28 protein-coding genes and 1 pseudogene are annotated in these 22,926 nt (G+C 55.4%); 20 read left to right on the plus strand and 9 right to left on the minus strand.

What is annotated here, in order from left to right:
* The first annotated feature begins 137 nt into the window (after nucleotides 1-137).
* The 8 genes and pseudogenes from F0P97_RS14785 to F0P97_RS27640 all read left to right on the plus strand — a co-directional run bounded on the left by F0P97_RS14785 (nucleotide 138) and on the right by F0P97_RS27640 (nucleotide 5,056).
* Nucleotides 138-632, plus strand: a complete 495-nt coding sequence (locus F0P97_RS14785; protein WP_182282998.1) for a MarR family winged helix-turn-helix transcriptional regulator — start codon at nucleotides 138-140, stop codon at nucleotides 630-632.
* Entirely contained in the window at nucleotides 629-1,402 is a 774-nt protein-coding gene (locus tag F0P97_RS14790) for a DNA alkylation repair protein (protein WP_182282999.1), read from the plus strand. Before F0P97_RS14785 ends, F0P97_RS14790 begins: the two co-directional genes overlap by 4 nt.
* A gap of 10 nt (nucleotides 1,403-1,412) precedes the next feature.
* Nucleotides 1,413-1,751, plus strand: coding sequence for a DUF6616 family protein (locus F0P97_RS14795; protein WP_182283000.1), 339 nt, complete (start codon nucleotides 1,413-1,415; stop codon nucleotides 1,749-1,751).
* Nucleotides 1,752-2,030: 279 nt separating this feature from the next.
* On the plus strand, nucleotides 2,031-2,441 hold the full coding sequence (locus F0P97_RS14800; protein ID WP_182283001.1) for a LexA family protein: 411 nt from the start codon (nucleotides 2,031-2,033) through the stop codon (nucleotides 2,439-2,441).
* A gap of 324 nt (nucleotides 2,442-2,765) precedes the next feature.
* Complete coding sequence (locus tag F0P97_RS14805; RefSeq protein WP_232537946.1) at nucleotides 2,766-3,179, plus strand: hypothetical protein; 414 nt, start codon at nucleotides 2,766-2,768, stop codon at nucleotides 3,177-3,179.
* Nucleotides 3,180-3,271: 92 nt separating this feature from the next.
* On the plus strand, nucleotides 3,272-4,381 hold the full coding sequence (locus F0P97_RS14810; RefSeq protein WP_182283003.1) for a type I restriction endonuclease: 1,110 nt from the start codon (nucleotides 3,272-3,274) through the stop codon (nucleotides 4,379-4,381).
* A 14-nt stretch (nucleotides 4,382-4,395) separates the two neighbouring features.
* Nucleotides 4,396-4,554 (plus strand): annotated as a pseudogene (locus tag F0P97_RS27635) (Rha family transcriptional regulator); the annotation flags it as partial.
* Between the two features lie 139 nt (nucleotides 4,555-4,693).
* Nucleotides 4,694-5,056, plus strand: coding sequence for a hypothetical protein (locus F0P97_RS27640; protein ID WP_232538289.1), 363 nt, complete (start codon nucleotides 4,694-4,696; stop codon nucleotides 5,054-5,056).
* Nucleotides 5,057-5,114: 58 nt separating this feature from the next.
* Here the strand turns inward: F0P97_RS27640 and F0P97_RS14820 are convergent, their stop codons facing one another.
* Nucleotides 5,115-5,549 carry a hypothetical protein gene (locus F0P97_RS14820; RefSeq protein WP_182283004.1) on the minus strand — a complete coding sequence of 145 codons (435 nt, stop codon included), beginning with the start codon at nucleotides 5,547-5,549 and terminating at the stop codon, nucleotides 5,115-5,117.
* A gap of 134 nt (nucleotides 5,550-5,683) precedes the next feature.
* Nucleotides 5,684-6,241: a DUF1003 domain-containing protein gene (locus tag F0P97_RS14825; protein WP_182283005.1), complete on the minus strand. Its 558-nt coding sequence runs from the start codon at nucleotides 6,239-6,241 to the stop codon at nucleotides 5,684-5,686.
* 228 nt (nucleotides 6,242-6,469) lie between these two features.
* On the opposite strand from F0P97_RS14825, the gene F0P97_RS14830 reads away from it, so the two are divergent.
* Both F0P97_RS14830 and F0P97_RS14835 read left to right on the plus strand, forming a co-directional pair.
* On the plus strand, nucleotides 6,470-6,922 hold the full coding sequence (locus F0P97_RS14830; protein WP_182283006.1) for a universal stress protein: 453 nt from the start codon (nucleotides 6,470-6,472) through the stop codon (nucleotides 6,920-6,922).
* Nucleotides 6,923-7,092: 170 nt separating this feature from the next.
* Entirely contained in the window at nucleotides 7,093-7,548 is a 456-nt protein-coding gene (locus F0P97_RS14835; RefSeq protein ID WP_182283007.1) for a universal stress protein, read from the plus strand.
* A gap of 6 nt (nucleotides 7,549-7,554) precedes the next feature.
* On the opposite strand, the gene F0P97_RS14840 is transcribed toward F0P97_RS14835, so the two are convergent.
* The 6 genes from F0P97_RS14840 to F0P97_RS14865 all read right to left on the minus strand — a co-directional run bounded on the left by F0P97_RS14840 (nucleotide 7,555) and on the right by F0P97_RS14865 (nucleotide 11,432).
* Complete coding sequence (locus F0P97_RS14840; protein ID WP_182283008.1) at nucleotides 7,555-7,704, minus strand: hypothetical protein; 150 nt, start codon at nucleotides 7,702-7,704, stop codon at nucleotides 7,555-7,557.
* A gap of 617 nt (nucleotides 7,705-8,321) precedes the next feature.
* Nucleotides 8,322-8,930, minus strand: coding sequence for a DUF4337 domain-containing protein (locus F0P97_RS14845; protein WP_182283009.1), 609 nt, complete (start codon nucleotides 8,928-8,930; stop codon nucleotides 8,322-8,324).
* Between the two features lie 312 nt (nucleotides 8,931-9,242).
* Complete coding sequence (locus F0P97_RS14850) at nucleotides 9,243-10,463, minus strand: ISL3 family transposase (protein WP_182283010.1); 1,221 nt, start codon at nucleotides 10,461-10,463, stop codon at nucleotides 9,243-9,245.
* A 134-nt stretch (nucleotides 10,464-10,597) separates the two neighbouring features.
* Entirely contained in the window at nucleotides 10,598-10,849 is a 252-nt protein-coding gene (locus tag F0P97_RS14855; RefSeq protein ID WP_182283011.1) for an RNA recognition motif domain-containing protein, read from the minus strand.
* A 60-nt stretch (nucleotides 10,850-10,909) separates the two neighbouring features.
* Nucleotides 10,910-11,182 carry a translation initiation factor IF-1 gene (infA, locus tag F0P97_RS14860; RefSeq protein ID WP_003077320.1) on the minus strand — a complete coding sequence of 91 codons (273 nt, stop codon included), beginning with the start codon at nucleotides 11,180-11,182 and terminating at the stop codon, nucleotides 10,910-10,912.
* Nucleotides 11,183-11,213: 31 nt separating this feature from the next.
* Nucleotides 11,214-11,432 carry a hypothetical protein gene (locus F0P97_RS14865; RefSeq protein WP_182283012.1) on the minus strand — a complete coding sequence of 73 codons (219 nt, stop codon included), beginning with the start codon at nucleotides 11,430-11,432 and terminating at the stop codon, nucleotides 11,214-11,216.
* Between the two features lie 403 nt (nucleotides 11,433-11,835).
* Between F0P97_RS14865 and F0P97_RS14870 the strand changes: the two genes are divergently transcribed.
* The 6 genes from F0P97_RS14870 (at nucleotide 11,836) to F0P97_RS27660 (ending at nucleotide 13,915) form a co-directional block, all read left to right on the plus strand.
* Entirely contained in the window at nucleotides 11,836-12,018 is a 183-nt protein-coding gene (locus F0P97_RS14870) for a hypothetical protein (protein ID WP_182283013.1), read from the plus strand.
* A 70-nt stretch (nucleotides 12,019-12,088) separates the two neighbouring features.
* The gene (locus F0P97_RS14875) at nucleotides 12,089-12,454 is read left to right on the plus strand and encodes a hypothetical protein (protein WP_232537947.1); all 366 of its coding nucleotides are present in this window, start codon (nucleotides 12,089-12,091) and stop codon (nucleotides 12,452-12,454) included.
* Between the two features lie 70 nt (nucleotides 12,455-12,524).
* The gene (locus tag F0P97_RS14880; RefSeq protein WP_182283014.1) at nucleotides 12,525-12,752 is read left to right on the plus strand and encodes an excisionase; all 228 of its coding nucleotides are present in this window, start codon (nucleotides 12,525-12,527) and stop codon (nucleotides 12,750-12,752) included.
* Between the two features lie 84 nt (nucleotides 12,753-12,836).
* Complete coding sequence (locus tag F0P97_RS27650; protein WP_232537948.1) at nucleotides 12,837-13,073, plus strand: Arm DNA-binding domain-containing protein; 237 nt, start codon at nucleotides 12,837-12,839, stop codon at nucleotides 13,071-13,073.
* Between the two features lie 147 nt (nucleotides 13,074-13,220).
* The gene (locus F0P97_RS27655; RefSeq protein WP_232537949.1) at nucleotides 13,221-13,382 is read left to right on the plus strand and encodes a hypothetical protein; all 162 of its coding nucleotides are present in this window, start codon (nucleotides 13,221-13,223) and stop codon (nucleotides 13,380-13,382) included.
* A 38-nt stretch (nucleotides 13,383-13,420) separates the two neighbouring features.
* Nucleotides 13,421-13,915 carry a tyrosine-type recombinase/integrase gene (locus F0P97_RS27660; protein ID WP_232537950.1) on the plus strand — a complete coding sequence of 165 codons (495 nt, stop codon included), beginning with the start codon at nucleotides 13,421-13,423 and terminating at the stop codon, nucleotides 13,913-13,915.
* Nucleotides 13,916-14,280: 365 nt separating this feature from the next.
* On the opposite strand, the gene F0P97_RS14890 is transcribed toward F0P97_RS27660, so the two are convergent.
* Entirely contained in the window at nucleotides 14,281-15,441 is a 1,161-nt protein-coding gene (locus tag F0P97_RS14890; RefSeq protein ID WP_003054631.1) for an IS30 family transposase, read from the minus strand.
* 607 nt (nucleotides 15,442-16,048) lie between these two features.
* On the opposite strand from F0P97_RS14890, the gene F0P97_RS14895 reads away from it, so the two are divergent.
* From F0P97_RS14895 to F0P97_RS14910, 4 genes are read left to right on the plus strand one after another with little or no spacing between them, the layout of a single operon-like run.
* Nucleotides 16,049-17,497 carry a metallophosphoesterase gene (locus tag F0P97_RS14895; protein WP_003054629.1) on the plus strand — a complete coding sequence of 483 codons (1,449 nt, stop codon included), beginning with the start codon at nucleotides 16,049-16,051 and terminating at the stop codon, nucleotides 17,495-17,497.
* A gap of 5 nt (nucleotides 17,498-17,502) precedes the next feature.
* Nucleotides 17,503-19,242: an ABC-three component system protein gene (locus F0P97_RS14900; RefSeq protein ID WP_003054628.1), complete on the plus strand. Its 1,740-nt coding sequence runs from the start codon at nucleotides 17,503-17,505 to the stop codon at nucleotides 19,240-19,242.
* On the plus strand, nucleotides 19,235-19,798 hold the full coding sequence (locus F0P97_RS14905; RefSeq protein WP_003054627.1) for an ABC-three component system middle component 1: 564 nt from the start codon (nucleotides 19,235-19,237) through the stop codon (nucleotides 19,796-19,798). Before F0P97_RS14900 ends, F0P97_RS14905 begins: the two co-directional genes overlap by 8 nt.
* Nucleotides 19,795-22,842 (plus strand): AAA family ATPase, encoded by a 3,048-nt coding sequence (locus tag F0P97_RS14910; protein ID WP_034400560.1) that lies wholly within the window; start codon nucleotides 19,795-19,797, stop codon nucleotides 22,840-22,842. Before F0P97_RS14905 ends, F0P97_RS14910 begins: the two co-directional genes overlap by 4 nt.
* The last annotated feature ends 84 nt before the right edge of the window (nucleotides 22,843-22,926 follow it).

Genomic DNA, 22,926 nt, shown 5'->3' on the forward strand with positions numbered 1-22,926 from the left:
CTGGTCATTGAATCAGCGCTCAGCCAGGCCAAAGTCTGCAATCGACAAGCCGGCATCTGTGAAGTGATGCTTGGCCCACTATTCATGCAGTGATCTCGCTCATATAATTAGCCACCATATTATATTTTGGCTAACTAATGAAGCTTGAACAGAAGTACCAGGCGCTAATTGAAGAAGCGCAAAAACGCAAACTTCCCGATGTGGATGGCATCCAGCTGTGTTTTCAAGTGCTGTCTATGGCTGCAAACATCGACCGCGACTGCGCTGCTTTGCTGGCTCCTCATGGTTTGTCTGAGGGGCGCTTTGTGCTGTTGTTCCTTCTCGATGTGGCGCCTGACGGACTCGCACCCAACGCGCTGGCCGAACGGGCTGGCGTGACCCGCGCCACGGTGACCGGCCTCTTAGACGGACTGGAGCGCGAGGGTCTGATTGAACGTCACGCCAACGCCGAAGACCGCCGCGCACTTTGCATTCGACTGACCTCAAAAGGAAAACAACTTGCCAGTACCGTTATCAATCAGCATGGCCGGTGGATTGCAGGCCTGTTTGGCAACCTGTCTGTAGATGAGCGAAAGCAGCTGGCAGCGTTGCTGGAGAAAGTACGAGGCCCTGAATCGGACGTTGAATCATGAGGGATCAAGTCCGCAAGGGTGCGACGCGCACCGTTGACATTCCTCGGGACGTTCTGCATGCGCTATCGCACGGGGAGTTGCAATGCGCGACGCTGGCTGAGTGCCTAGCAGTCGACCAGGCCGTACTGGCACGAACACTCTTTCCGGCACTTACGGCTCGCGCACTGAACACGATCGATGAAGCCTGCCAGCTGGGTGTGCTCAAACGCATGGCCCGTATCGGCGCAGTCTTGCTGGAGGACTTGGGTACTGGGGGCATCGCACAATGCCGAACGCACCACGCAGATATGGCACGAGGCTGGGCGTGTTTCATGATCGGTGCGCAGCCTAATGTAGATCTCGGTGTACGGCTGGCCACAATGCGCCCGCTGGCAGATGATGCCCATTTTGGTGTGCGTGAATGGGCTTGGATGGCGATGCGGCCGCACCTGGTGCAAGACCTAGCGACGGCTATCGCTCAGCTGATGCCATGGACACAAGATCCTTCTGACCGTATCCGACGATTCGCGTGCGAGGATTTGCGTCCCCGCGGGGTGTGGAGCACACATATCTCACAGCTCAAATGCTCGCCCGAGCAAGCGCTGCCTTTGCTCTCAGCTCTGAAGAGCGACCCTTCGGTCTACGTGCAGGACTCGGTCGCCAATTGGCTCAATGATGCCGCCAAGGACCAGCCAGCCTGGGTACGTGACATCTGTGCCCAATGGCTTCAAAGCTCCCAAGCCGCCACCACACATCGTATATGTCAACGCGCACTGCGCAATCTCAAGTGAAAGTGGAACCATGTCTCATTACCTCGTAGAGCTCTACACCCCCAATTCGGCTTGGCTCGCACTGCCTGCCGACCAAAGGCAACACTTTCTTGGCGGCATCGGACTCGCATTGAATCAACTCTCCAGCCTCGGTGTCGAAGTTCTCTCTCTGGCAGAAACGGACTCCAACATTGACCAGGGAACCGCGCATACATTCCTTGGTATTTGGCGCTTTCCTGACCAGGCCGCTCGTGACGCCCTGCTGGCGGGCATCAAGGCCAGCGGCTGGTACGATTACTTTGACCATGTGAATGCGGCCAGCACTCAAGGGGCTGCGGATATTCACTTGGCTGCTCTAGCCGCCGCGTAGCGCAGTCATTCCGATAATGCCGTTATGCATCTGCAATGCATGCGGCTAGTCATTTTCTAGTGCCTGATAATGCCCACTTAATGGCCGCCCGCCACAGTCGCCACTGCGGGCCGGCCAGCCTTCGGCATAGCAGATGCAACTCAACATGGATCCCCGACTCCGCACAGAGCCGGACGCAAGATCGAGTACAAAGCATGCGACATCAACGTGGATTCATGACACCTGATCCTCATCAACCGCTACACTGTACATATGAACAGTCATCGTCTCATGAGTGGTATGCCCGTCCAACTGATCGCGTCCCCGGTTACTTTGCCGCTGGCTGATTGCAGCGCGCGCGCAGGCTCGCCCGCCAATGACTTTGCTGGCAAGCGGCTGGATATTACAGACCTGCTGGTCACGCACTCCAAGGCCACATTTGTGCTGCGTGTGGCCGGTCCGTCCATGCAGGAACACGGCATCGATGACGGCGATATCGTCGTGGTGGACAGGGAGTTGCGCGCTCGTGATGGGAGCATCGTCGTGGCGGTTGTCGAGCGCGAACTCGTCATCAGAGTGCTGGAGGGCGATGGCGACACCTGCAAGCTCAAGGCAGGCGCCCCCACCTACCCCGACACCGTGCCGCAGGAAGGACAGGCTCTGGAAATATGGGGTGTGGTCACCAGTTGCATCAAGCGCTTTGCAAGATAGACACATGCGCACGCCAGCCCAACGCAGGCTGTCGTTGAAATTTGATTAGCCCTCCCCCAAAAAGCACCTGCTAACGCACAAAGGCAATGTAGTTCTTTACACTGCCTTTTTCTTTGCTTTATTACAGTTAGCCAACATCGCGCCGCGGGCCGGGGTTAATATCTCGGTAACTAATTTTTACAGATAATGCTCCGCATGCATTTTCTGCTTGCATTGACTGCCGCAGCATTTTTGCTGTCAGCCACCGCTACCTCTCCGGCCATAGCGCAGCCCATCTATCGCTGCGGTAATGCCTATTCTCAAGAGGCATGCAAAGGCGGCAAAGTGGTGGAAGACAAAACCACCACCCTGCACAGCGGCCACTCCAGCAGCACCGTTTATCTGTGCAAAGGCCATGGCGGCGGGCTGTTCTGGAGCAGCCATTCATGCGGCCAGCACAACGCCTTTCTGGAACGCACGGAAACCGTACCCTCCGGCCTGCCCTGGGATCAGAAAGTGGCCCATGCCGAATCCCAATGGCGCAAAACCCAGCGCAATACCGCAGCCCCTGCAGTTGTCTATCAAAACCGCCCTGCCCAGCCTGCCGAGCCCGGCAAAAAACAAGTCTGCGATGCGCTGGAAGAACGCGTCAAAGCATTGGACAGCATGGGGCGAGCTGGCAGCCAGTATTACGATCTGGATTGGGTGCGGAGGGAGCGCAAGGTTGCTCGGGATGAGCAGTATCGGCTGAAATGTTGAGACTCGAAATATGCAAGCGCCAAAAGCAATTGGGAAAATCCCATGCAAGCACTTATATATGATGCCCTCACAAACAACTTGAAGGAGAAAATGTGGAGCTCTACGAAAGCCTTAACAACCTTGCCGCAAAGATCCGACAGCAGGGCCAAAACATCTCAACAGAGGAAGCGACAAAAACGGCATTCGTCATGCCTTTTATTCAATCCGTATTGGGGTATGACGTTTTCAATCCTTCCGAAGTTGTTCCAGAATTCATCTGCGATGTAGGCACCAAGAAAGGTGAAAAGATCGACTATGCCATTTTCAAAGATGGTCAAGTCCAAATGCTGATCGAATGCAAAAAGCTCGGTGAGCCACTGAATGTCAACCATGCAAGCCAGCTTTTCCGCTACTTTCACGTAACGACCGCAAGAATCTCTATCCTCACGAATGGACGGGTCTACAAGTTTTTCACAGACCTGGACGCCCCCAACAAAATGGATGAAAAGCCATTTTTGGAGCTTGATCTACTGGATATCGATGAGCATGCGGCACCAGAGCTTCGCAATCTCACGCGCTCCGCATTTGACGTTGACTCCATCATCAGTGCAGCGGGCGAACTGAAATATATCGGTCAGCTCAAACGTGAATTGGCCAATCAGTTCAGCGACCCATGCGAAGAATTTCTTCGATTTTTTACTGCCCGTGTCTATGACGGAGCAATCACTGCGCGTGTGCGTGAACAGTTCCAGCCACTGCTACTTAAAGCAGTCACCCAGTTCACCGGCGATTTGGTCAATGATCGATTGAAGTCAGCTATTACTGGAGTTGCACCACAGACTCTGGTGGCTCAGCCACTTGCTACAGATGATGCTGTGAAGTCGGAGAAATCGACCGACAAGCCACCAGCATCACAAGATGAGGAAGCCGCTCGCATCGCAACGACCCCTGAGGAGATGGAAGGGTTCTTCATTGTGAAATCGATTGTGCGAACAAGCGTCGAGCCAGAACGAATTGGTCACAGGGACACACAGAGCTATTTCGGCATTTTGCTGGATGACAACAACCGCAAGCCCGTTTGTCGCCTCCACTTCAATCGCAGCCAAAAATACCTTGGAATTTTGGATGCGGAAAAAAAGGAAGTGCGCCACCCTCTTAGCAAACTGGACGATATCTACAACTTTTCCACGGAGCTTATAGCTGCGACAAAGCTTGTGGCGTAACGATAGCCACGCTGATGTGGTTCGCGCCATCAAAAGACTCGACGCCCCCTGCCGAATTCACTGAACGCAATTTTGCGTTGAGCGATTTCACTGACTCAACAGGACGCACGCTTCCGGCTCACCGAATCACTCGCGACGGTTTTACGCTGCTGGCCATGGGCTTTACCGGCAAGGAAGCACTGCGCAGGAAGGTCGCCTATATCGACGCCTTTAACCGCATGGAAGCCGCGCTGCACCCGCCTGCAGACTCGCAGCGTAGGGAACTGGCCTTTTTCTCTGGCCGCAGAGGCCGCGGCGCAGGTACACCGCACGGTGTTCAATGCCGTGATGCAGGGCGATGCAGACGAGTGGCAGCACAGCCGCTACTTGCTGAACCTGAACTACGACAGCCAGGGCCGCCCCACCCAGCCCTATGCCAAGCCGATTGCGACGGACCAGATGGTGGTGTCCTTCAGCAGCCTGCCGCAGCGCATTGCCGACGGCGAGATCATCGGCGCGACCGATGCCCAGCTGGCCACGCCGGCAACGGCCTGCACGCAGCGCCTGACCCTGCGCGCCCAGCACCGCGAAAAGCAGGTGGCGCTGCCGGTGTACCCCGACCAGCGCCGGCGCTGTCAGCCAAGCAGCCCCCAGCGCCCGATGAAGGCCTGCTTGCTGCGCATGACGTTCCGATAGTCTGCTCTGAAGCCCGAAGCGCTGTGCCATACAAAAAGCCCCTGGCTGGGGCTTTTGTTCAGGCCTCAGGCGAGGAGGGCCAGAACATCTCTCGCACTTCGGGAGAGTAGTACGGCAATGCGAGTACCGCGCCAAACAGCGCAAAGCCCAAGGCCGATGTCGCGTTCCCCAGGCCGGACAGCACAATCGGCGGGCTGAAGCATGTGACGACCCACGTCGCGGCAGAAGACCACAGGGCAAACCGAGGTGCCCATGCTCTGAACCGCAGCAGCCCATAAAACCCGTAAAAGGAAATGAGGCCGAGCACCACGAGCACCGAAAGCGCCAGCAAGAAGATCCAGTCCGTGGGGCCGACTTCCGACTGCATCAGCAGGCTCTGGGAAAGATCGGTCAGCTCATGAGGCACCAGATCGAAGCCATATTCCGCCAGCATTCCGAATAATGGGATGCCCAGCGAAGCAATCACCAATGCGCGATACGTCGATTTGCCCATACCCACTCCAAGTTGCGATTGGCGAATCGTACTACCGCCCTCCCGCTTTTAGCGACCTGCACCGCGAATGCGCAAGCCCCGTGTTGCACTGGCTAGGCGCAGGCAGCGCCACAGACTACCCAAAACCTGCGCAGTTAAACGGACCGCTGCCCGTCCGCCAGCCGGCGCAGCAGCTGCAGCTGCTCGCTCTGGATGGTGATAAGTTCGCTCCACTGCGTTTTCTGCAGCTCGTCGATTTTTTCGTGCAGCAGCATGATTTCCAGCTCGGCCTTGAGGTTGACTTCGTAGTCGTGCTCTCCGCGAATGCGGTCCTTGTCTGCCTGCCGGTTCTGCGACATGAGAATGATGGGCGCCTGTATGGCCGCCAGCATGGACAGAAACAGGTTCAGCAGAATATAGGGGTACGGGTCGAAGGTGGAGCCGCGCGCCCACAGCAGCAAAGAGTTGAGGCCCACCCAGACCAGCATGGTTGCGCAAAACAGCGCCACAAAGGCCCAGGAGCCGCCAAAGGTGGCGACGGCATCGGCTGCGCGCTGGCCGAAGGTGGGCGGCGTTTGATCCAGCTCCTGATCCACATTGCGCGAAATGTGCTTGCGCCGGGCAATGTGCTGGGCGACCTTGAGCGCTCTGGCGTCCAAGGTATCTGCGGAGGCGCCAAACAGCCTCTTCGCAACGGTATCCGTATTGAGCATGGGACTTCCTTGTCATTCGAAGGATGAAGACATCGTCAGCATGCTACCCAAGCCTGGCGCCTGCCTTGCGCCCTGTCGCGCCGCCGCCACCGTCATGCGGCAACAAGCACAAGCGGGGGAATGCTTGAATATTGACGCCAGGTGTTGCAATGGCTGCCCCGGAGTGTGAGTATGGGTAGGCAATCGTTCGGATTGCGTTGCTACCGCTGATGCCCAAGGAGGCTGAAAATGTTCAAGCACATTCTGATTCCGACAGACGGCTCGAAACTCTCCGAAGCTGCACTGCGTGCAGGCTTGCAGCTGGCCAAGGAGCAAGGCTCCGACGTGACGGTGCTTTATGTGATGCCGGACTATTCGGCCCTGATGTATAGCGGCGAGGGGATGGTGGCCTACAACCCCAGCGAGATGCGCCGGGACGCCGAGCTAACGGCCGACACCGTGCTAAAGACGGTGCAGGACATTGCCGAGGCCGAGGGAGTGGACTGCAAGTTGGAGCGGACGATGAACTTTTCGGTGCACCAGGCCATCATCCAACAGGCCAAGGACAGCCACTGCGACCTGATCTGCATGGCATCGCACGGTCGCAAGGGCCTTGCCGGCATTTTGCTGGGCAGCGAAACCCAGCGCGTGCTGGTGAACAGCGGCATTCCGGTGCTGGTGCACAGGCCTGCGGCCAATTAGGTCAGAGCCGATTTCCACTGGATTTCAGGCCTTTGCTTGCCCATCAAAAAAACCGCCTGAATACCTACTTCTGGGTGTTGCATTAGCCATCCCGGAGTGTGAGTATGGGTTTGGCAATCGTTCGGATTGCGTGGCAATCCCACAGGCGCTGGCGCGCAAGGAGGCTAAAAATGTTCAAGCACATTCTGATTCCTACGGACGGCTCGAAACTCTCCGAAGCCGCGCTGCGTGCGGGCATGGAGTTTGCCAAGGAGCAAGACTCCCAGGTGACGGTGCTGTACGTGATGCCAGACTATGCCGCCTTGATGTACAGCGGCGAGGCGATGATGACCTACAACACCAGCGACCTGAACAAGGACGCCGAGAGAACGGCCGACAAGGTGTTGCAAGAGGTGCAGGACATTGCCAGGGCCGAGGGGGTGTATTGCAGGACGGCACGAGCCATGAACGCCTCGGTGCACAAGGCCATCATCCATCAAGCCGAGGAAAGCCACTGCGACCTGATCTGCATGGCATCGCACGGCCGCAAAGGCATTGCCGGCATTCTGCTGGGCAGCGAAACCCAGCGCGTGCTGGTGAACAGCCACATTCCGGTGCTGGTGCACAGGCCTGTGGTCAAAGAGTAAAACTGCTTACCACCAGCGGATAGCCAGCACCAGGGCGGCCAGCCCGGCGGCCGCAACGCCACATGCTGCAATGACATAGGCGATGGCGATGCGGCGGGCATGGCGTTCTGCTGCGGCGGCATTCAATGGCGCGGTGACGGTTATTTTGGAAGACATCATCAGCCCTGATGAGCATCAACCGCGTGCGCGCCGGCACCACCAACCACCTGAACCTGCAGCTTTTCGAGGAGCAGTCGCCATGCGCATCTTTGTTCTGAAATGTGGCTGCGCTTCCACCCATCACATTGCCCGCAGCGCCGCCGAAGCGCTTGACCACGGCTTTGCCGAGCTGGGCCACCTGGGCTTGGGAGTCTCCTGCCGATGCATCCGATAGACACCGTGCTGCAGGAGCTGCAGCACCGCGAGCGCCAGCGCAGCCGCCTGCTTCACGCTATGGAAAGCAAAGCAGCTACCGCCAGCCCAGCAATGCTATCGGCAGCAAACTACTATCAAATGTAGCTAGAGCAAGCGCAACGTGCTCATAAATTGAGAAGCCACTACCCCAACAAAAGCCCGCAAGGTTCAAGACCCGGGGGGCTTTTTTGATCACCAAGGGGTTCTGATGACCGATACCTCTGACCGCGATGAACTGGTGCGGCAGCCCGCGTGCCGCTTTGTGTGGCCGGCGAAAATCGTCGGGAGTGTAAGAACTGCGAGCGGCTGCTCAGCAGCAGCCCGCTGTTTGCCCATCTCTCGTTCCTGGCGATTCTGCTCAGAAGATCGAAAAAACGCTCTCAGATATGCAGCATCGCCAGCCCGCCCACGCCCAGGCCGAGCGCGGCCACGCCAAGCATCCCGTATTCGAGCCATTTCTTCTTGGTCAGCAGTGCAATGGCTGCAAGGGCAATGGCGACCTGCAGCGCGGTGGTGGCCTGAGCCCAGCGGTGATGCAGGTGCATCTGCATCTCGGACTGCTCGTCCCAATGCCGGGCCTCCGCTTCCAGACGCTCGGCATCGCGCTTGATGTCGTCCTTTTCCTTCTCGTAGCGCTCCACCTTGGCCTGGTAGGCAGCCCGCTTGTCCTCAGTGGCCACCAGATCGCGCGCAAACTCGGACATCGACTGCTTGGTGCTCTTGGCCTGATAGAAGGCCCACTGATTCGCCGCCTCGGTCTTCTTGATGGCTGCGTCGTTCTTGTACAGCCCGGCACTGGCCTGGGTGGCACCGCCCATGTACGAGAAGATGGCGCCCACCGTGGCGATAACGGCGGTGCACATGGCGATCTGGTTGGTCAGGCTGCCGCCGCCGATGCCGTGATGGGCGGTTTCGCCATGTTCGCCCTGGGCGGCATGTTCGAGTTCGTGATCGTGCGGGCCGTGGACGTGAAAGCCGTTGGAAGACATAGGTGGCAAATTCTTGATAGCAATGGGTGGCGCATTATGGGGCCGGCATGACCGCCACCAGGGCTTCAGAGCCCACTGGTACGCCGAAGGCGCTGCCTTGCTGGACAGGCTTCGCGACCGGCATCAGCAAGTGGCCATGGGCAATTAGCGACCAGCAGAGCTGGCCAAGCTGACGGGGATCACTTGAGTCCCCACTCCCCTTCCCTCTCACACAAAAGCCCGCCAGGTTTGCACCTGGCGGGCTTTTGTGTGCCTGTGACGCTTTACTCAAAAAACGGCCAGCAGCAAGTATCGCCCCCCAAAGAAAAAGGTTCATCGCGCATTACCGGGGAAGGCTGCGCGAATCTTCAGAAAGAAATAGTCCTGATCGCGGTAGCCATAGGCCCGGCGCTTGATGACCTTGATGGTGTTGTTGATGCCCTCGACAACACTTGTGTTCAACGGATGCCGGCATCGGGCGATGATCCCGTGCAGGTAGCTTTGCAAGCGCTGAGCAAAGGTGCTCAGTGCTGTAATACCGCTTTGGCGCGCTTGCTCACACCAGTGCTGCCAGGCGCGATGCGCCCAAGCCGGACGACGGTAAAACCACAGCTGTTTTAGCTCATCGCGCAAGACGTATACCGCCATTAATGGCTCATTGGCCGCCAGCAGCTCCTTGAGCTGCACTGCTTGTTGAGCCTGCAGCTTGTTGCGATTGCGCAGTAGCAACCAGCGGCTGGACTTGAGCACCTTGCGCGCCAAGGGCTGTTGGCGCAGCAAGTTGGCCTGATCGACACGCACTCGGTCGATAACCTCCCGGCCATACTTGGCCACGACATGGAACAGGTCATAGACGATCTCGGCGTTGGGGCAGTTGGCCTGGATCTCCAGCTCGTAGGCAGTAGTCATGTCGATAGCAACCGCGCGAATGCGCTGGGCAACGCCAACGGGCAACTGCTCGAAGAACTGGCGGGCCGTCTCGCGTGAGCGCCCTTGCCCCACCCACAGCACCTGCCGGCTGATGGGGTCGATGACGACTGTGGCGTAGCGATGGCCCTTGTGCAACGCAAACTCGTCCATTGCCAAGTACTCGATCCGCTCCCATTGCGGCTGCGCGGTAGTGGCCAGCAATAAGGTCTTGTCGATGGACTTGACCGTGTGCCACCCAAGATCGAAGAAGGCCGCGACTGCCTTGATGCTGCTGCTGCGAAGCAACTGGCTGCACGCCTGTGCCAGACGGTCTGTGACGCGCTGGTAGCGACCGAGCCAGCTGAGTTTCTCCAGGCGCGGGCCACCACAGCTATCGCACCACAGACGCCGACGCGGCACATGCAGCACCACCTTGTACTCGAACAATGCCAGATCGCGCACGCGCCGTGTCGTGGTCTCATGGACTTGGCTGCACTGCGCACCGCAGCGCTCGCAATGCATGATGCTGGCCTGCGGCTTCAGATAGATCGACACGGTGCGGCTATCGCCCTGGGGCCACTGCACACGTTCAACCTCGTAGCCCTCCCAGCCGCCAAGAGCCTGCAATAACTTCGAGTCCAGCATTTGATTTGTTCTCCGATGTCAGCTTCGCTGCCGTCAGATTACAAAACGAACGGGCTCATCTCCACGGAATTCCTCGATGAACCAAGAAAAAGCCCACGCTTTTGGCGTGGGCCCTTCTTACAGATCGAAGAAGATTATTTGCGTGGACGGGCCAGGGCCACTCCCACAGCACGACCGCCCAGCGGTTGGTCGTTCAGCTCCTGGATGGCTTTCTGCGCTTGCTCGGGAGTGCTCATTTCCACAAAGCCGAAGCCGCGCGAACGGCCGGTTTCACGATCCATGATGACGTCGGCGGCAACGACATCGCCGCAGCTGCCGAAATGGGCGCGCAGGGCATCGCTGTCAACCGTGTAGCTGAGATTGGTCACATAGAGATTGGATTCCATGGTGTTCTTTCAAAGTGGGCTCATGCATTTCAGCGATGAGCGAATAGGAGGTTGAGAGGGTCAGCGACGACGCTTGAAGGCAGGGTTGCCACCAGGAGCGCCGCCAGTGCGTGGAGCAAGATGGCGAAAGGTCACTCGTCCCTTGTTCAAGTCGTAGGGCGACATTTCAACGGTCACTTTGTCGCCAGCCAGAACGCGAATACGGTGCTTGCGCATCTTTCCGCCGCTGTATGCGATGAGCTGATGGCCGTTCTCCAGAGTCACGCGAAATCGCGCATCCGGCAGCACTTCATCAACTCGTCCTGACATCTCGATTAGTTCTTCTTTTGCCAAAGTAGCTCCTGTGAGTGAAGGATTCAGCCGCTCAATTCAGACTGTGGTTCAGCACCATGTTGCGCCCCTCGATCAGGGCATAGTTAGAGGCGAGCGACTCGTTAGAAAACTGAGGGACAAATCGAATGACGCGGTCATAAGCGCCGCGGCGAATGGAAACGGCAGCCAGGAATTGGCCGCTGGTGCTCGGCTGTGTCAGAGGTGTGACCACGTAGCGGCCAATCTGCTCTGTAATGTTTTTGTGCAGCATGAAAACGGACGGCCGCACGCACGATTGCGCAGACCATCAAGTGAGATAGGGAAGGCCCGCTGTGAATTCAGGGGGCAACGCAGATCCATAAGAATGTTCAGGATCTGGGGGGTTCGCCTAGAGGGGAGTGACCACCGCGTGCTTTGCTAGAAGAGCGGCTACCTGCGGCCAAGGGGCGGCAATGGTGTCAGACAGGCACTGTTGGGGCGAACGGCCTAAACAGCGAGTGGAACCAGTATAGGTGAACTGAAAGACCTTTGGTTGACAACATGCAACACCGGCAAAGGGGTGGTGCTTGAGCCAGATCTCCCCCTGCTCTTTCGAACAAGAAATCTATAGACCTGCCCGCGGTAACCCTGTACCGTGGGATCAACTGATCTGCAATCTACTGAGAGTCTTAGCCATGAGTCCAACTAAAAAGCCCGCCGTCCACCATATCGTGGAGGCCAAGCGATGGGAGCTCAGCCGGGAGAAAGAGCGCATCACCTACCCGACCGACCATGCCGGCCCCGTCCGGATGGACTGGCGCAAGCGCGAGAACTACTCTGCCACCGATCTCGACTATCGAGGCCGAAACAAGACCTAGAGATCCTTCCACCCCATTGCCATTGCCCGCCTTCGTGCGGGCTTTTTTATTGCCAAAACAGGAGGCATGCATGCGCCATACCGGAACGCTTTTCCTCAGCCGCCCCCCGCCGCCACAGGCCAGCACGGCGCTGTGCGGCGCTTTTCAGCTGCAGTTGCAGCTGCTGGACCGCCTGGGCCCGCACCACACCGAGCCGTGGCGCGCCACCTGGACGGGCGTAGCAGCGCAGCGCTTTTGGCAAACACACCATGCCGCCCTGCTGCCCGGCACCGCCCTGGTGGTGGAGCTGGAGCGCGCCCACATCCACACGCTGGCCTGCCGCCCGCCACGTAGTGAGGTGCATACCCGCGTCGTCCACTGCGCACTGGTACCGGCGCGCAGCCAGGAGCCTGCCAGTGCTTCAACGCGGTATGCGCACCCGCAGCACGCAATGTGACCCACGCAATCGATCGATCAACCCCGAGCCCTGCCACTGAGCAGGGTTCTTCTTTTTCAGGAGGTATGACATGGACTCTTTTCTCAGCAGCACCCAGCCGCCACCGGTCTTTCTGGCACCGGATCGCTTTGCCACGATCAAGATTTTTGCGGCCATCTCGGGCTTCACCGAGAAAGCCATTCGCCGAAAGATCGAGAGCGGTGTCTGGATCGAGCGGCGCGAGTACTTCAGGTCGCCCGATTCGCACATTTCTATCGACCGTGAAGGGGTCCGGAAATGGGTAATGCGCGGGATGTAGAGATTCGCGAGAGCGGCATTCGGCTCTCGTTTTCCTTCCGGGGAGAGCGCATCCGCCGCACTCTTCTGGCAGAGGGCAAGACCATTGCACCAGCACCCGCCAACGCCAGCCAAGGCCCGCCAACGCCCGCCAACGCCCGCCAACATCAAACACGCCATCAGGCTGCTTGCCGAAATCAAGCTCAAGATCCGTGGAAGCAACTTTGTGATGCGCGAGTACTTTCCGGAAGGCGGCACGGTGGCTGCCGGCAAGACCGTTGCCCAGCCGCTGGATCACTGGCTGTCCGTGAAGGTGGCAGAGCATTCGACGCTGGCGGGCTAACTGAGCGCGGTCAAGTTCTGGAAGCCGTTCATTGGCGAAAAGCAGGTCTCCGCCCTGAAGCATCCGGACATTCTTCGCGCCATCAAGACACGACCGGGTCTGAGCGGCAAGACCGTCAACAACTATGTGTCGGCCCTCAGGTCTGCGATGGACCTGGCCGTGCTCGACAAGCTGCTGACCGAGGACCCGGTCGCGGCGGTCACCAGCGCCAAGTGGCAACGGGAGCCGCCCGACCCGTTCGACCATGAGGAAGTCGAAAGAATCATTGACTGTGCGCGCGACACTTTGCGCCCACGATTGCCAATCTGATCGCATTTCGATTCTTCTCAGGCCTGCGCACCAGCGAGATGGTGGCCCTGCGCTGGCACAGCATCGACTGGAGCAAAAAACAGGTGCTGATCCATGAGGCGGTCGTCAAGGGTCTGCGCAAGCAGACCAAGACCAACAAGGCCCGCATCGTCAGCCTGAACAGCCGGGCCCTGGATGCGCTGGAAAGGCAGAAGGAGCAGGCCCCGAGGGCGCAACTCGGCAGCCTGGTCAGCGACGTCATGAGCCAGGCCGCGCCCAAGGATTCTCAGGCGGTCTTGGTCGACCAGACACATGGCGAGCCCTGGGCAGACGACAAGCGGTTTCGCAACCCCTTCTGGATGCCGATGCTCAGGGCGCTGGGCATTCGTTACCGCCCGCCCAACAACATGCGCCACACCTATGCGACGATGCTGCTCATGGCAGGAGCCACGCCGGCCTATGCAGCCAAGCAGATGGGGCATTCTGTGGAGATGTTTTTGAACGTCTATTCCAAGTGGCTGGACGACGGCCAGGGGGATACCGAGCAGGCGTAGCTGGAGTCCTTCATCGGACAAAACTCCCCTGGAACTCCCCCGAAAAAACAAAGATCGTGACAAGTCTTTGTTTTAGAAGGGTAAATCTGGAGCGGGCGATGGGAATCGAACCCGGTTCAGCATGCTTATTTTTTAGCCATAGGCCTGGGCTCTCCTCTGAAGTACCATTTACATGCAACGTGTCAATGCCCCTGCTTCCCCCTTATTTCCCCTTTTTTTGCCCAAAAATTTGCCCAAAACTATAGGTCTTCCCTAGCACCCATTTCGCTATGAAACCAGCGGCCTATTTACGCAAAAAACCGCAGCAACTGACTCATTGGTACCGTTCAAGCACCGCAGATCAACGACAGCCTTGCAGTGTGGATTCAACCGATCGATGCAACACATTCGTTAAACATCTCAGCCGGGGTTCTGTACCCCAAGGTCTTCCTGGGCCGCTCGTTTAATTTTCTTGCAATCGCATCTAATTCATCTTGCGAGTAGCCAGAGATGTCGATGCCCTTGGGTAGATACTGCCTAAGTAGCCCATTGGTGTTCTCGTTCGTTCCGCGCTGCCATGGGTTTTGTGGATCGCAGAAGTAGACCAGGATGTCGGTAGCCACAGTGAATCGTTTGTGCCCCGCCATTTCCGATCCTCGATCCCAGGTCAAGGAACGATAGAGCTCTTGTGGCAAGGTCTGCGCATGCCTGGCCAGCGCTGCCGCCACGGTGTACGAGTCCTTGTCCACTAGCTTGACCAACATTACGTAGCGGGTGTGCCGCTCTACTAGCGTTGCCACCTGGCTGTAGGCATCGCCAAACAACAGATCGCCCTCCCAATAGCCCGGCACTGCTCGATCCTCTATGCAGGCTGGGCGCTCGCTCATGGGCACTGCATCGACGATCCGGCCATGGATCGGCGTCTTCTGGGTGTAATGGCGTGAGCGTCGCATTCCTCTGGTACGCCGCAAATGCTCCAGAAGCTCTTTCTTCAAGGCTCCGCGTGTTTGAACGAAGAGCGTGCGATAGATGGCTTCGTGAGACACCTGCATGTCCTTTGCGCTCGGGTAAGTTCGTTTGAGCCACCCTGCTATTTGCTCGGGCGACCATTGACTTTGTAATTTACCCGCCACGATCTGCGCCAACGCAGGATTGCAGGCCAACTTGCACGTCTTTGGGCGGTGCGCTCGCTGCCAGGCTGCCTCATCTGCTTTTGTAGCTCGGTAGCAGGTTTTGCCGCCATTGCGCATGAGTTCTCGACTGATGGTGGATGCTGCTCGCTTCAAGCGCCTGGCAACGCAGCGGATGGATTCACCGGCAGCCAAGCTGCGCGATATCTCCTCGCGCTCAGCCAAAGACAAGGCCAAACGCGGCCGATGCCTTGCTGGTGGCCGGATGCCCCCTGTCGCACTCAGGATGTTGTGAATCGAGGTGTGCGGTCGCTCAAACAGCTTGCCGATCTCGTGCAAGGTATCGCCAGCTTTCCAGCGATCCCACATCAGGGCCTTCTGAGCTTCGGTGTAGTAAATCCGCGGTCTTTGCTTCATGCCAACACTCCTTGCGCCAGAGGCGATCATTGTGTTGCATTGACCAGTTGAATCCACAAGCGATTGCCGTCTTTCATATCGCTGAACGCACTACCTAGAAAAGGTCGTTCACCCCTCAAGCTGCGGGTGCTCGCTTGCCCAATGGATCGTCAGTACTGCCGTTGGTCGACGATGTCATGCTTGCTTAGGGTCAGACTAGGAGTTACTGCAGGAAGACCGCGCTGAAGTTGGGCACCGACCACCCCAGAATTGACAAATGCAAAAGGGACTCCACACAGCACATGGTTTGGCGTAACGCTAGATATGAACAAGCACTTGTTTGTCTGATAAAACTGGACGGCTGCGTCAGAGAACTTCGGGCTGCGCCCGCATTAACCCTTCGTGTAGCCAAACCACTGCACATACTTGTTAAGCCAGAAAGTCAGTGCCCCTGGGGCTTTGAGTGTAGCGTTGTAGCACTTCCATTTCGTTTTTCGGTAGCGGCAGTTGAGACGAAGCTGCTCACTCATCTCCCAAGCCTACCTGCTGGCAAGCTGTAATTTGCGCAACAGTGCCAAAGACAAGCAAAGTGTTAGGATGAGATATTTACAAAAAGTAACTGCAAAAAATGCGGCTATTCGTCATTTCAGACTTGCATCTTGGTGGGCGTCCACATACCGACTCCGGGGCCATAGGATCACAAATTTGCCAAGCTTACATCGAGCTGATAAGTTTCATTGACTGGGTTCGAAAGCAGGCGAAGGGAAAAGGGTCTGTCGAGCTGGTTATCAATGGAGACATTGTCGACTTTTTGATGGAAGACGATTATGGCGATGCGAACGCAGCATCACCCTGGACCTCTGACGAGTCACTTGTCCTTGAAAAACTCAAGCTCATAATTGATCGAACTAGAAATGGTACCGAATATGGCCCCTTCGATGCCATGGCAGCTCTGCTAGCAGCTGGACAAAATCTCACGTTTCTGCTTGGAAATCACGATGTCGAGTTGTCCCTACCGGCAGTACGTCGCTACCTTGAACAACAATTAGGTGGAACCGGGCGTTTCAGATTTATCTACGATGGTGAAGCGTATGTGAAGGGCGATCTGCTTATCGAACACGGCAATCGCTATGACAGCTGGAATATCATTAATCACAGCGCTTTACGCCAAGAACGTTCTATGCTTTCTCGTGGCTTAGGGAAGCGCATGCAACAGCGCACATCGGATGCGTTCACGCCGCCACCAGGGTCGTTCATGGTGATCAAGGTCATCAATGAGATCAAGCGAAAATTCCGATTTGTCGATCTTCTAAAGCCGGAGACAGAAGCGGTACTCCCTATTTTGCTGGCACTACATCCGAACCTCCAGCATGCACTGCAAGCAGCTTTGCGAGCAGGCTATCAATCGGCAAACGAATTCGTTACATCTGCTGAACCATCCAATGCGGGTCAACTTTCAACACAGAGTCAAGTTGCGATACCTACGCTTGCTACGACTCTGAAAAAGGTAGTTGGTGCAGAAGACGCCTCAAAGTTCTCTGTCCAGGCCACTAATGGTGGAGAGCTCGGCGCAGCAGACTCTTTGCAGAAATTGCGAGAGCTCAGCGCAAATATCAAAGCATTCATTGATGGAAAAGCCAGCCTGTTTTCGGAACATACTGCCGGAGCACGAGATGAACTTCTTCGGATGGGGCTAAATGCTTGGCGAGGAAAGCTGTCTCGTGATGAGCAACGAGAGGTTTCGCCGTACCGCGATGCTGCGGAAGAACTAGTAACTGAAGGCAAGTTCAAGTGTGTAGTTTTTGGTCACACTCACTTACCTAAAAGAGAAGTCATTGCCCTAGATGAAACTTCCGCGATCTATATAAACACCGGCACTTGGACCGACACAATGCAGATTCCATTGAATTTACTTGAGCCCGGCGCTGCGGCTAGCGCCGACTTCCGTAATTTCTTAGGAGACCTTAAGGCGAACCGATTGGACAAATATCTCGAACGCCGTCTGTCTTATGCAGACATCACGCTGGATGATGATGATCACGTCTTGAGTGCAGATCTTAAACGCTACCTGATATAAAAATAATGTTGGCACGTAAAGTCGCCCGCTTGATGGCAGGCACAGAACACCAAGGCTCAGCCTGGCTAATCTGCGGAGAGTACGCGTTGACAGCACTTCATTGTGTGCAAAGCGACGACGGCTTCGCTCGAACTGACTTGACACTTGTTTTCCATGGCCAGTCGCTTCAAATTGAGGCAGACATCTTAGAAACTGCAGACGATATTGATGTCGCGCTCCTGAAACTGAAGACGCCGATCACCGACCTCCGCAATGTCATAAGCCTATCACGCAGTAAAGTTGAGCTAAGTGACGAATTAGGACTACATGGCCATCCCGCAGCAGCGATATCCTCCCCGCAGGGCATTAGCGTATTTTGCACCGTCATCGATCCGGCTCATCCCTATGTAGGAACTAAAGACACTCTCAAGGTCAACACGATTGCGATGCACTCTGAGAGTACGACTCCAGCCCTGTCAGGTGTTCAACCGACAAGTGGCTTAAAAGGAGCGTCTGGAGGCGTTATAGCGAGAAAGTTGGGCAACGACTCCGAAAGTGCAGTCGGTCTTCTGATTGAGGATTCACTGAGCGGAAATGCTCTTCACGCGGTACCAATTTTCGAGATCGCTAGATGCTTTCCGCAGGTTCAGGCCGCGCTCGAACGCTCCCCTCATGTAGACCGTAGGTCTCCCCGCATCGTCCTGCGCGCGGGGGAGTCGGGACGAATTCAATGGTCCGGCTCACTCGCTCCTACGGAGATTAGTGAGCTCTGGGACATAGATGCAACGAAACAAGGCGTCTTACGAATCTTGGTCACGGCAAAGTTGCGCGAACTCGGATCACTAGACGACGCCCTAGTTCGCCTTAGCGCATACGCAAATCTAAAATCGCTTCGAGTACCGGATCAAGATGCTTGGGCGCGCCGACTGCAGTCGTTAATCGACTCACATCGAGAACCAGATAAATCACTCACATTCGATACCAGCTCCAATGAGGAACATTGTCCGAGCGCGTGGCAAGATTTTGATAAGGACGAATTATCTAACCTGATTCATCAGGAGCTTGATCGCAAGATGTTAGCTTGGCTTAGCGACGAATTATACGGTTGCCTTAAGAATGGTAAAGCTACGGACATTGGCGAAAAAATTGAGGGTAATCTGAGTAGTGCGATGTGGACCCGTTGGGAGAGTTGGGAAGTAGCGCTCCAAGGCGACGCTGAATTGCTCAGGCACTTCCTAAGTCGAGTATTTGATGTCGATGCAAACGCGCCCGTTGCCAAATCAAATTTCGTAAGCATCGGCTTCTGCACAAACGTACGCAAACAATTGTTACTCGCCACTCTGTTTGCCTTAGCGCTGGATGCTGCAGGCATTTCTACTACCCCCAGGGCTCGAGACATCGGAAACCTTGATGTTGCAGAACAATCCGGTCACGCATGTGGAATTTCGAGGCGCAGCCAACAAGATCTTCGGCGATTTGCCACCTCGCTTGATTGGAAGTCTGACGTAGTCTTCCTTCCATATCTTCAGACTTCCCTACTCCACCTCTACTTGAGATCCGTATCCATGACTCGAACAGAGGGAACAGAGGATCATTCACTCACCCAAACACTTCCTATTGCCTTAACTGCTGAGGACGATTTTTTGGACGCACTTGCGCGTGGGGCTAAGGATGTGCACGATTTCTACGAACGAAAACGCGCTGAAAGAGATTCGCGTTTGTCAGCCCTTGCGTTGCCAAGCAGAACGGAGCCGCTAAATGCTTGAATCATTCGATAGTCTCATCATGAATGCTGCGACGGCAGCTGGCTGCACCAGGGTTTTTCAAGAGGAGAACACTCCGACAATTTGGCTAGATTTCCACGCGGTTTGGACTAGCGCTCTACCTGCCGAGTGTAATCGCCAACAGGTATTAGATACCGTCGATGCGATGCTAAACAATGTGCTTGAGATGCGCAAATCCTTGAAGGCTACGCCGTCGAGCGACCTATATGTCATGTTGGCGGCACCATATGGAAGCGCAGACAATTCGGAATGGAATGCATTAGCTGCCGAAATTGAACGCGATGACAGACTAGCCCGAAAGCACGTATGGCTTCCTGATGACGCTGGCAAAAATTTTGACGCTTTCATTGAAACTACATTCCTCGCACGTCCATGGGCTGTCGATGGCGACGACCAAGCCCGAGCAGACGCTTTGCAGCTGCTTACAAAACAAGTCTCAATTCCAGCAGGATGGCAAGAGGTTTTGCTAGACGACGATCTACAGGGCGAAGATTTGGTTCACAAATTATTGAGCATAGAAATGGAACAGGCATCGTGAGTGACGTCTATCTTGAAAAACTAAAAATTAAAGGCTTTCGCTCGTACAAGAGCGAAACGGACGTGACGTTCTCAGCCGGCCCCGGGCTTACAGTTATCGTCGGGCCAAATGGCCTCGGAAAGAGCACTTTATTCGACGCCGTAGAGTGGGGACTTACAGGGGAACTGCGCCGCCTCAACGGAATGGATGCAAAGGCTGCTGAAAAAAAAGCTGCGCTCGGTAAGAAACCTGAAGTACAGTTGTGGTTTAGTGACTCTGCACATGTCTATCGAAGTCTAACCACGGGCACGATTAACAAGGTCGGAGAAACCAAAATTGAAGATTGGCTCACCGCAGAACAGTGGCGAGGCGTAAGTAGCATTGCAGACTGCTTGCAACTCACTCACTTCTTGGGGCAGTCATCTCGCCAGATGTTTGTCCATCTCGACGGAAAGCAGCGATGGGGGTTGTTAGAAGGACCTGCGGGGCTGCAGTCGCTCTGGAAGGTTCAAAGTACGCTAGGTAGAAAACAGACCGACATAGGTTTCGATCGAGTGAGGGAGGGGTTTGCGCGCGAGGAAACCAAGCTTGAAGAAGAATTGAGCCTCATCGACGACCTCCAGGAGCAGTTACGCTCGAAACGCGAATTGGAACGCGCCGATGAAATCTTGGCGCCTGAAGAGATACTAGCGCGCGGTCAGCACATAAGCGACGAACTAGCAGCCGAACTTGGAACGACTGCGCTTTCTCAACAAGATTCCGACCTAAGCGGCAATGACGTTGATAGATTCTTGCAACGCATGCGCATGAGTCTTGAGTTGGCTCAGCAGAATCTCGCGAACCAACGTGCGCAATTAACGCAATGGTCAAGCCTGGCACAGAACTATGCGGACGCGATAGCAAAGCAAGCTTCACTACATAAAGAAAAGGACTTGGCAACAAGAGAATTTGAGATTGCGGAAACTAACGCATCGACGGCGGTATTCCAAGCCACATCAACTCGCGCTAATCACCAATTGCTTGTTGATGAAAATTCAGCACTGCAAACAGCTCGAGATATCGCGGTCTCGGAAATCGAGCGGATGCGTCAAATCTTGGCGACGGACGTAAAACTGGAAGCGGCTAAACGACTTTCGATCGATCTGACAAAGAAACACAGTGAGCAAATACAATTACTTGCAACTAACCGGGCGCTATTAGAAACAATCGATCTTCAACGCAGCCAGCAAACTGCATTAATCGACCAAAGCACCTCGCTGAAAGCTGGGCTTACACAAGCCGAAAAGCTGCTGAAAGACGATGCTATCCGACGTGCCGCGCTACTTGAACTTGTTGCGTTCCCTGAATCCCAATCGACCCTAGCAACGTCGATCAATGACGAGCGTCAGGTGCTAGCGCGACTTGAAGCCGAAGCAAATTCTTTGAAGCTCGAGAAAGATGCAGCATTCGCTGTCAGTAACGCTATTTCAACCGGTGTAGCGCAGATTGCAACAGCACTCCGCGAGGAGGACTGTATTTGTCCTGTTTGCCAAACAACGTTCATGGTCACTGGCCGTCTAAAGCAACTCGCAGCCCAACAAGCGCACGAAGCAGATCAAAGGCTAGTAGGTATCGAGGAGAGGATATCGCAGCAAGCCGACAAAATTCAAACGACTAAGCAGAAGCTCTTTGATCTAAATGCCAACGCCATTCAACTGAAGCAGAGACAAGAGGACCTTAATAAACTGGTTCTCGCAACTGACCAATTGGAAAACACGCTGCGTGGCACACCTCTTTTGTCCGATCTAGAAATTAAAGAGTTTATTCCCACGTTGACCTCAGCGTTGAAACAAAATCAGGATGCGGCTAAAGCGTTGATCGCATCTATCGCTTTGAACCCGGAGGCCAGCACGGTTCGTGCTGATATTCAACGGCTTAACGATTTACAAATCGAGACGACTTCCGAGCGAGAAAGAACGGCCACAGTTCTAGCTAGTTTGGAGCGAGAGCTCGAGCAGCTTCGGAATATCGCATCATCAGGGATGACTGCAGAGCAATTACAAGCTACCGTACTTGAACATGATTTCACTTTACTTACGAATTCTGGACGAATCTTAGAATCCCAGGCAAAACTTGATGCGACCAACCGGAACGAAACGGCATCGAGGATTACCTTGGCCGGCAAGAAAAATCTGCTGGATGAAATCGATGCAAAAATATCCTCGCAGTTTCAAACCGGAAAAGACTTGACTGAACGCTGGACTAGGCAGGGGTACACAGGCCTTCCGATTCCAGAAAATGTGCAACGCATCGATGAATCACATGTGAATAGCGAAATCCGTCTGCGGCGTATTTCGCAAGAGCACAGTACTCTATTGGAAGGACGTCGCCGCTACTTAGCACACGTGGACCTTCAGCAAATTGAAGCTAGCTTAAAAGCTCAGTGCGAGAAACACGAAGTGCAAGAAATTGACGGTGCGATTTTGAAAATCAACGCCCAGCTGGCCACGCTAAAGAAACAGCAGGACTCGTTATCGACTGTTCTGCAAAAGCGGACTCACTTGCTAAGCCAATTGAACCAAAAGGCAGCAGATATTCGTAATTCGGTCAGTGAGCCGCTAAATTCCAACACCGAAAAATTCTGCGCAGCCCTCATGTCGGATCGGAACTCTCCAGTCAACTTGAGTGCGGTTGCCAGTGCGACTACGGCTCAAGCGCTCCTGAGTTTCCAACCGGACGGGAAAGGCGAAGCCAAAAATCCACTGCTATATATGAGCGAAGGACAACTCGCAGCAACTAGCCTTTGCTTGCTGTTTGGTGCCTCTGCAACTTATCCGTGGAGCAGATGGAAAGGTCTCTTGATGGATGATCCTCTGCACCATAACGATAGCATTCATGCGGCTGCATTTATCGACGTCGTACGCAATCTCATAAGGTCTCAAGGCTATCAAATCATCGTTTCAACGCACGATATGGAGCAGGCAGGCTATTTCCTTCGAAAGTGCCGTAATGCAGGCATTAATGCTCGATACCATCACTTATATGGCCGAGCCGAAGATGGTACGGCACTTGTGCAAAGCGCATAGCGCCGGTGCAAATCGGTTAAATTGCCGCTCAAAAACAGCCAATGTGCCAGGTCCACCCCAGCGCACAATCCCTTAACCTTTCAA

Origin of the sequence: Comamonas testosteroni (genome assembly GCF_014076415.1) — a bacterium.
In the GTDB taxonomy this organism is placed as follows: domain Bacteria; phylum Pseudomonadota; class Gammaproteobacteria; order Burkholderiales; family Burkholderiaceae_C; genus Comamonas; species Comamonas testosteroni_F.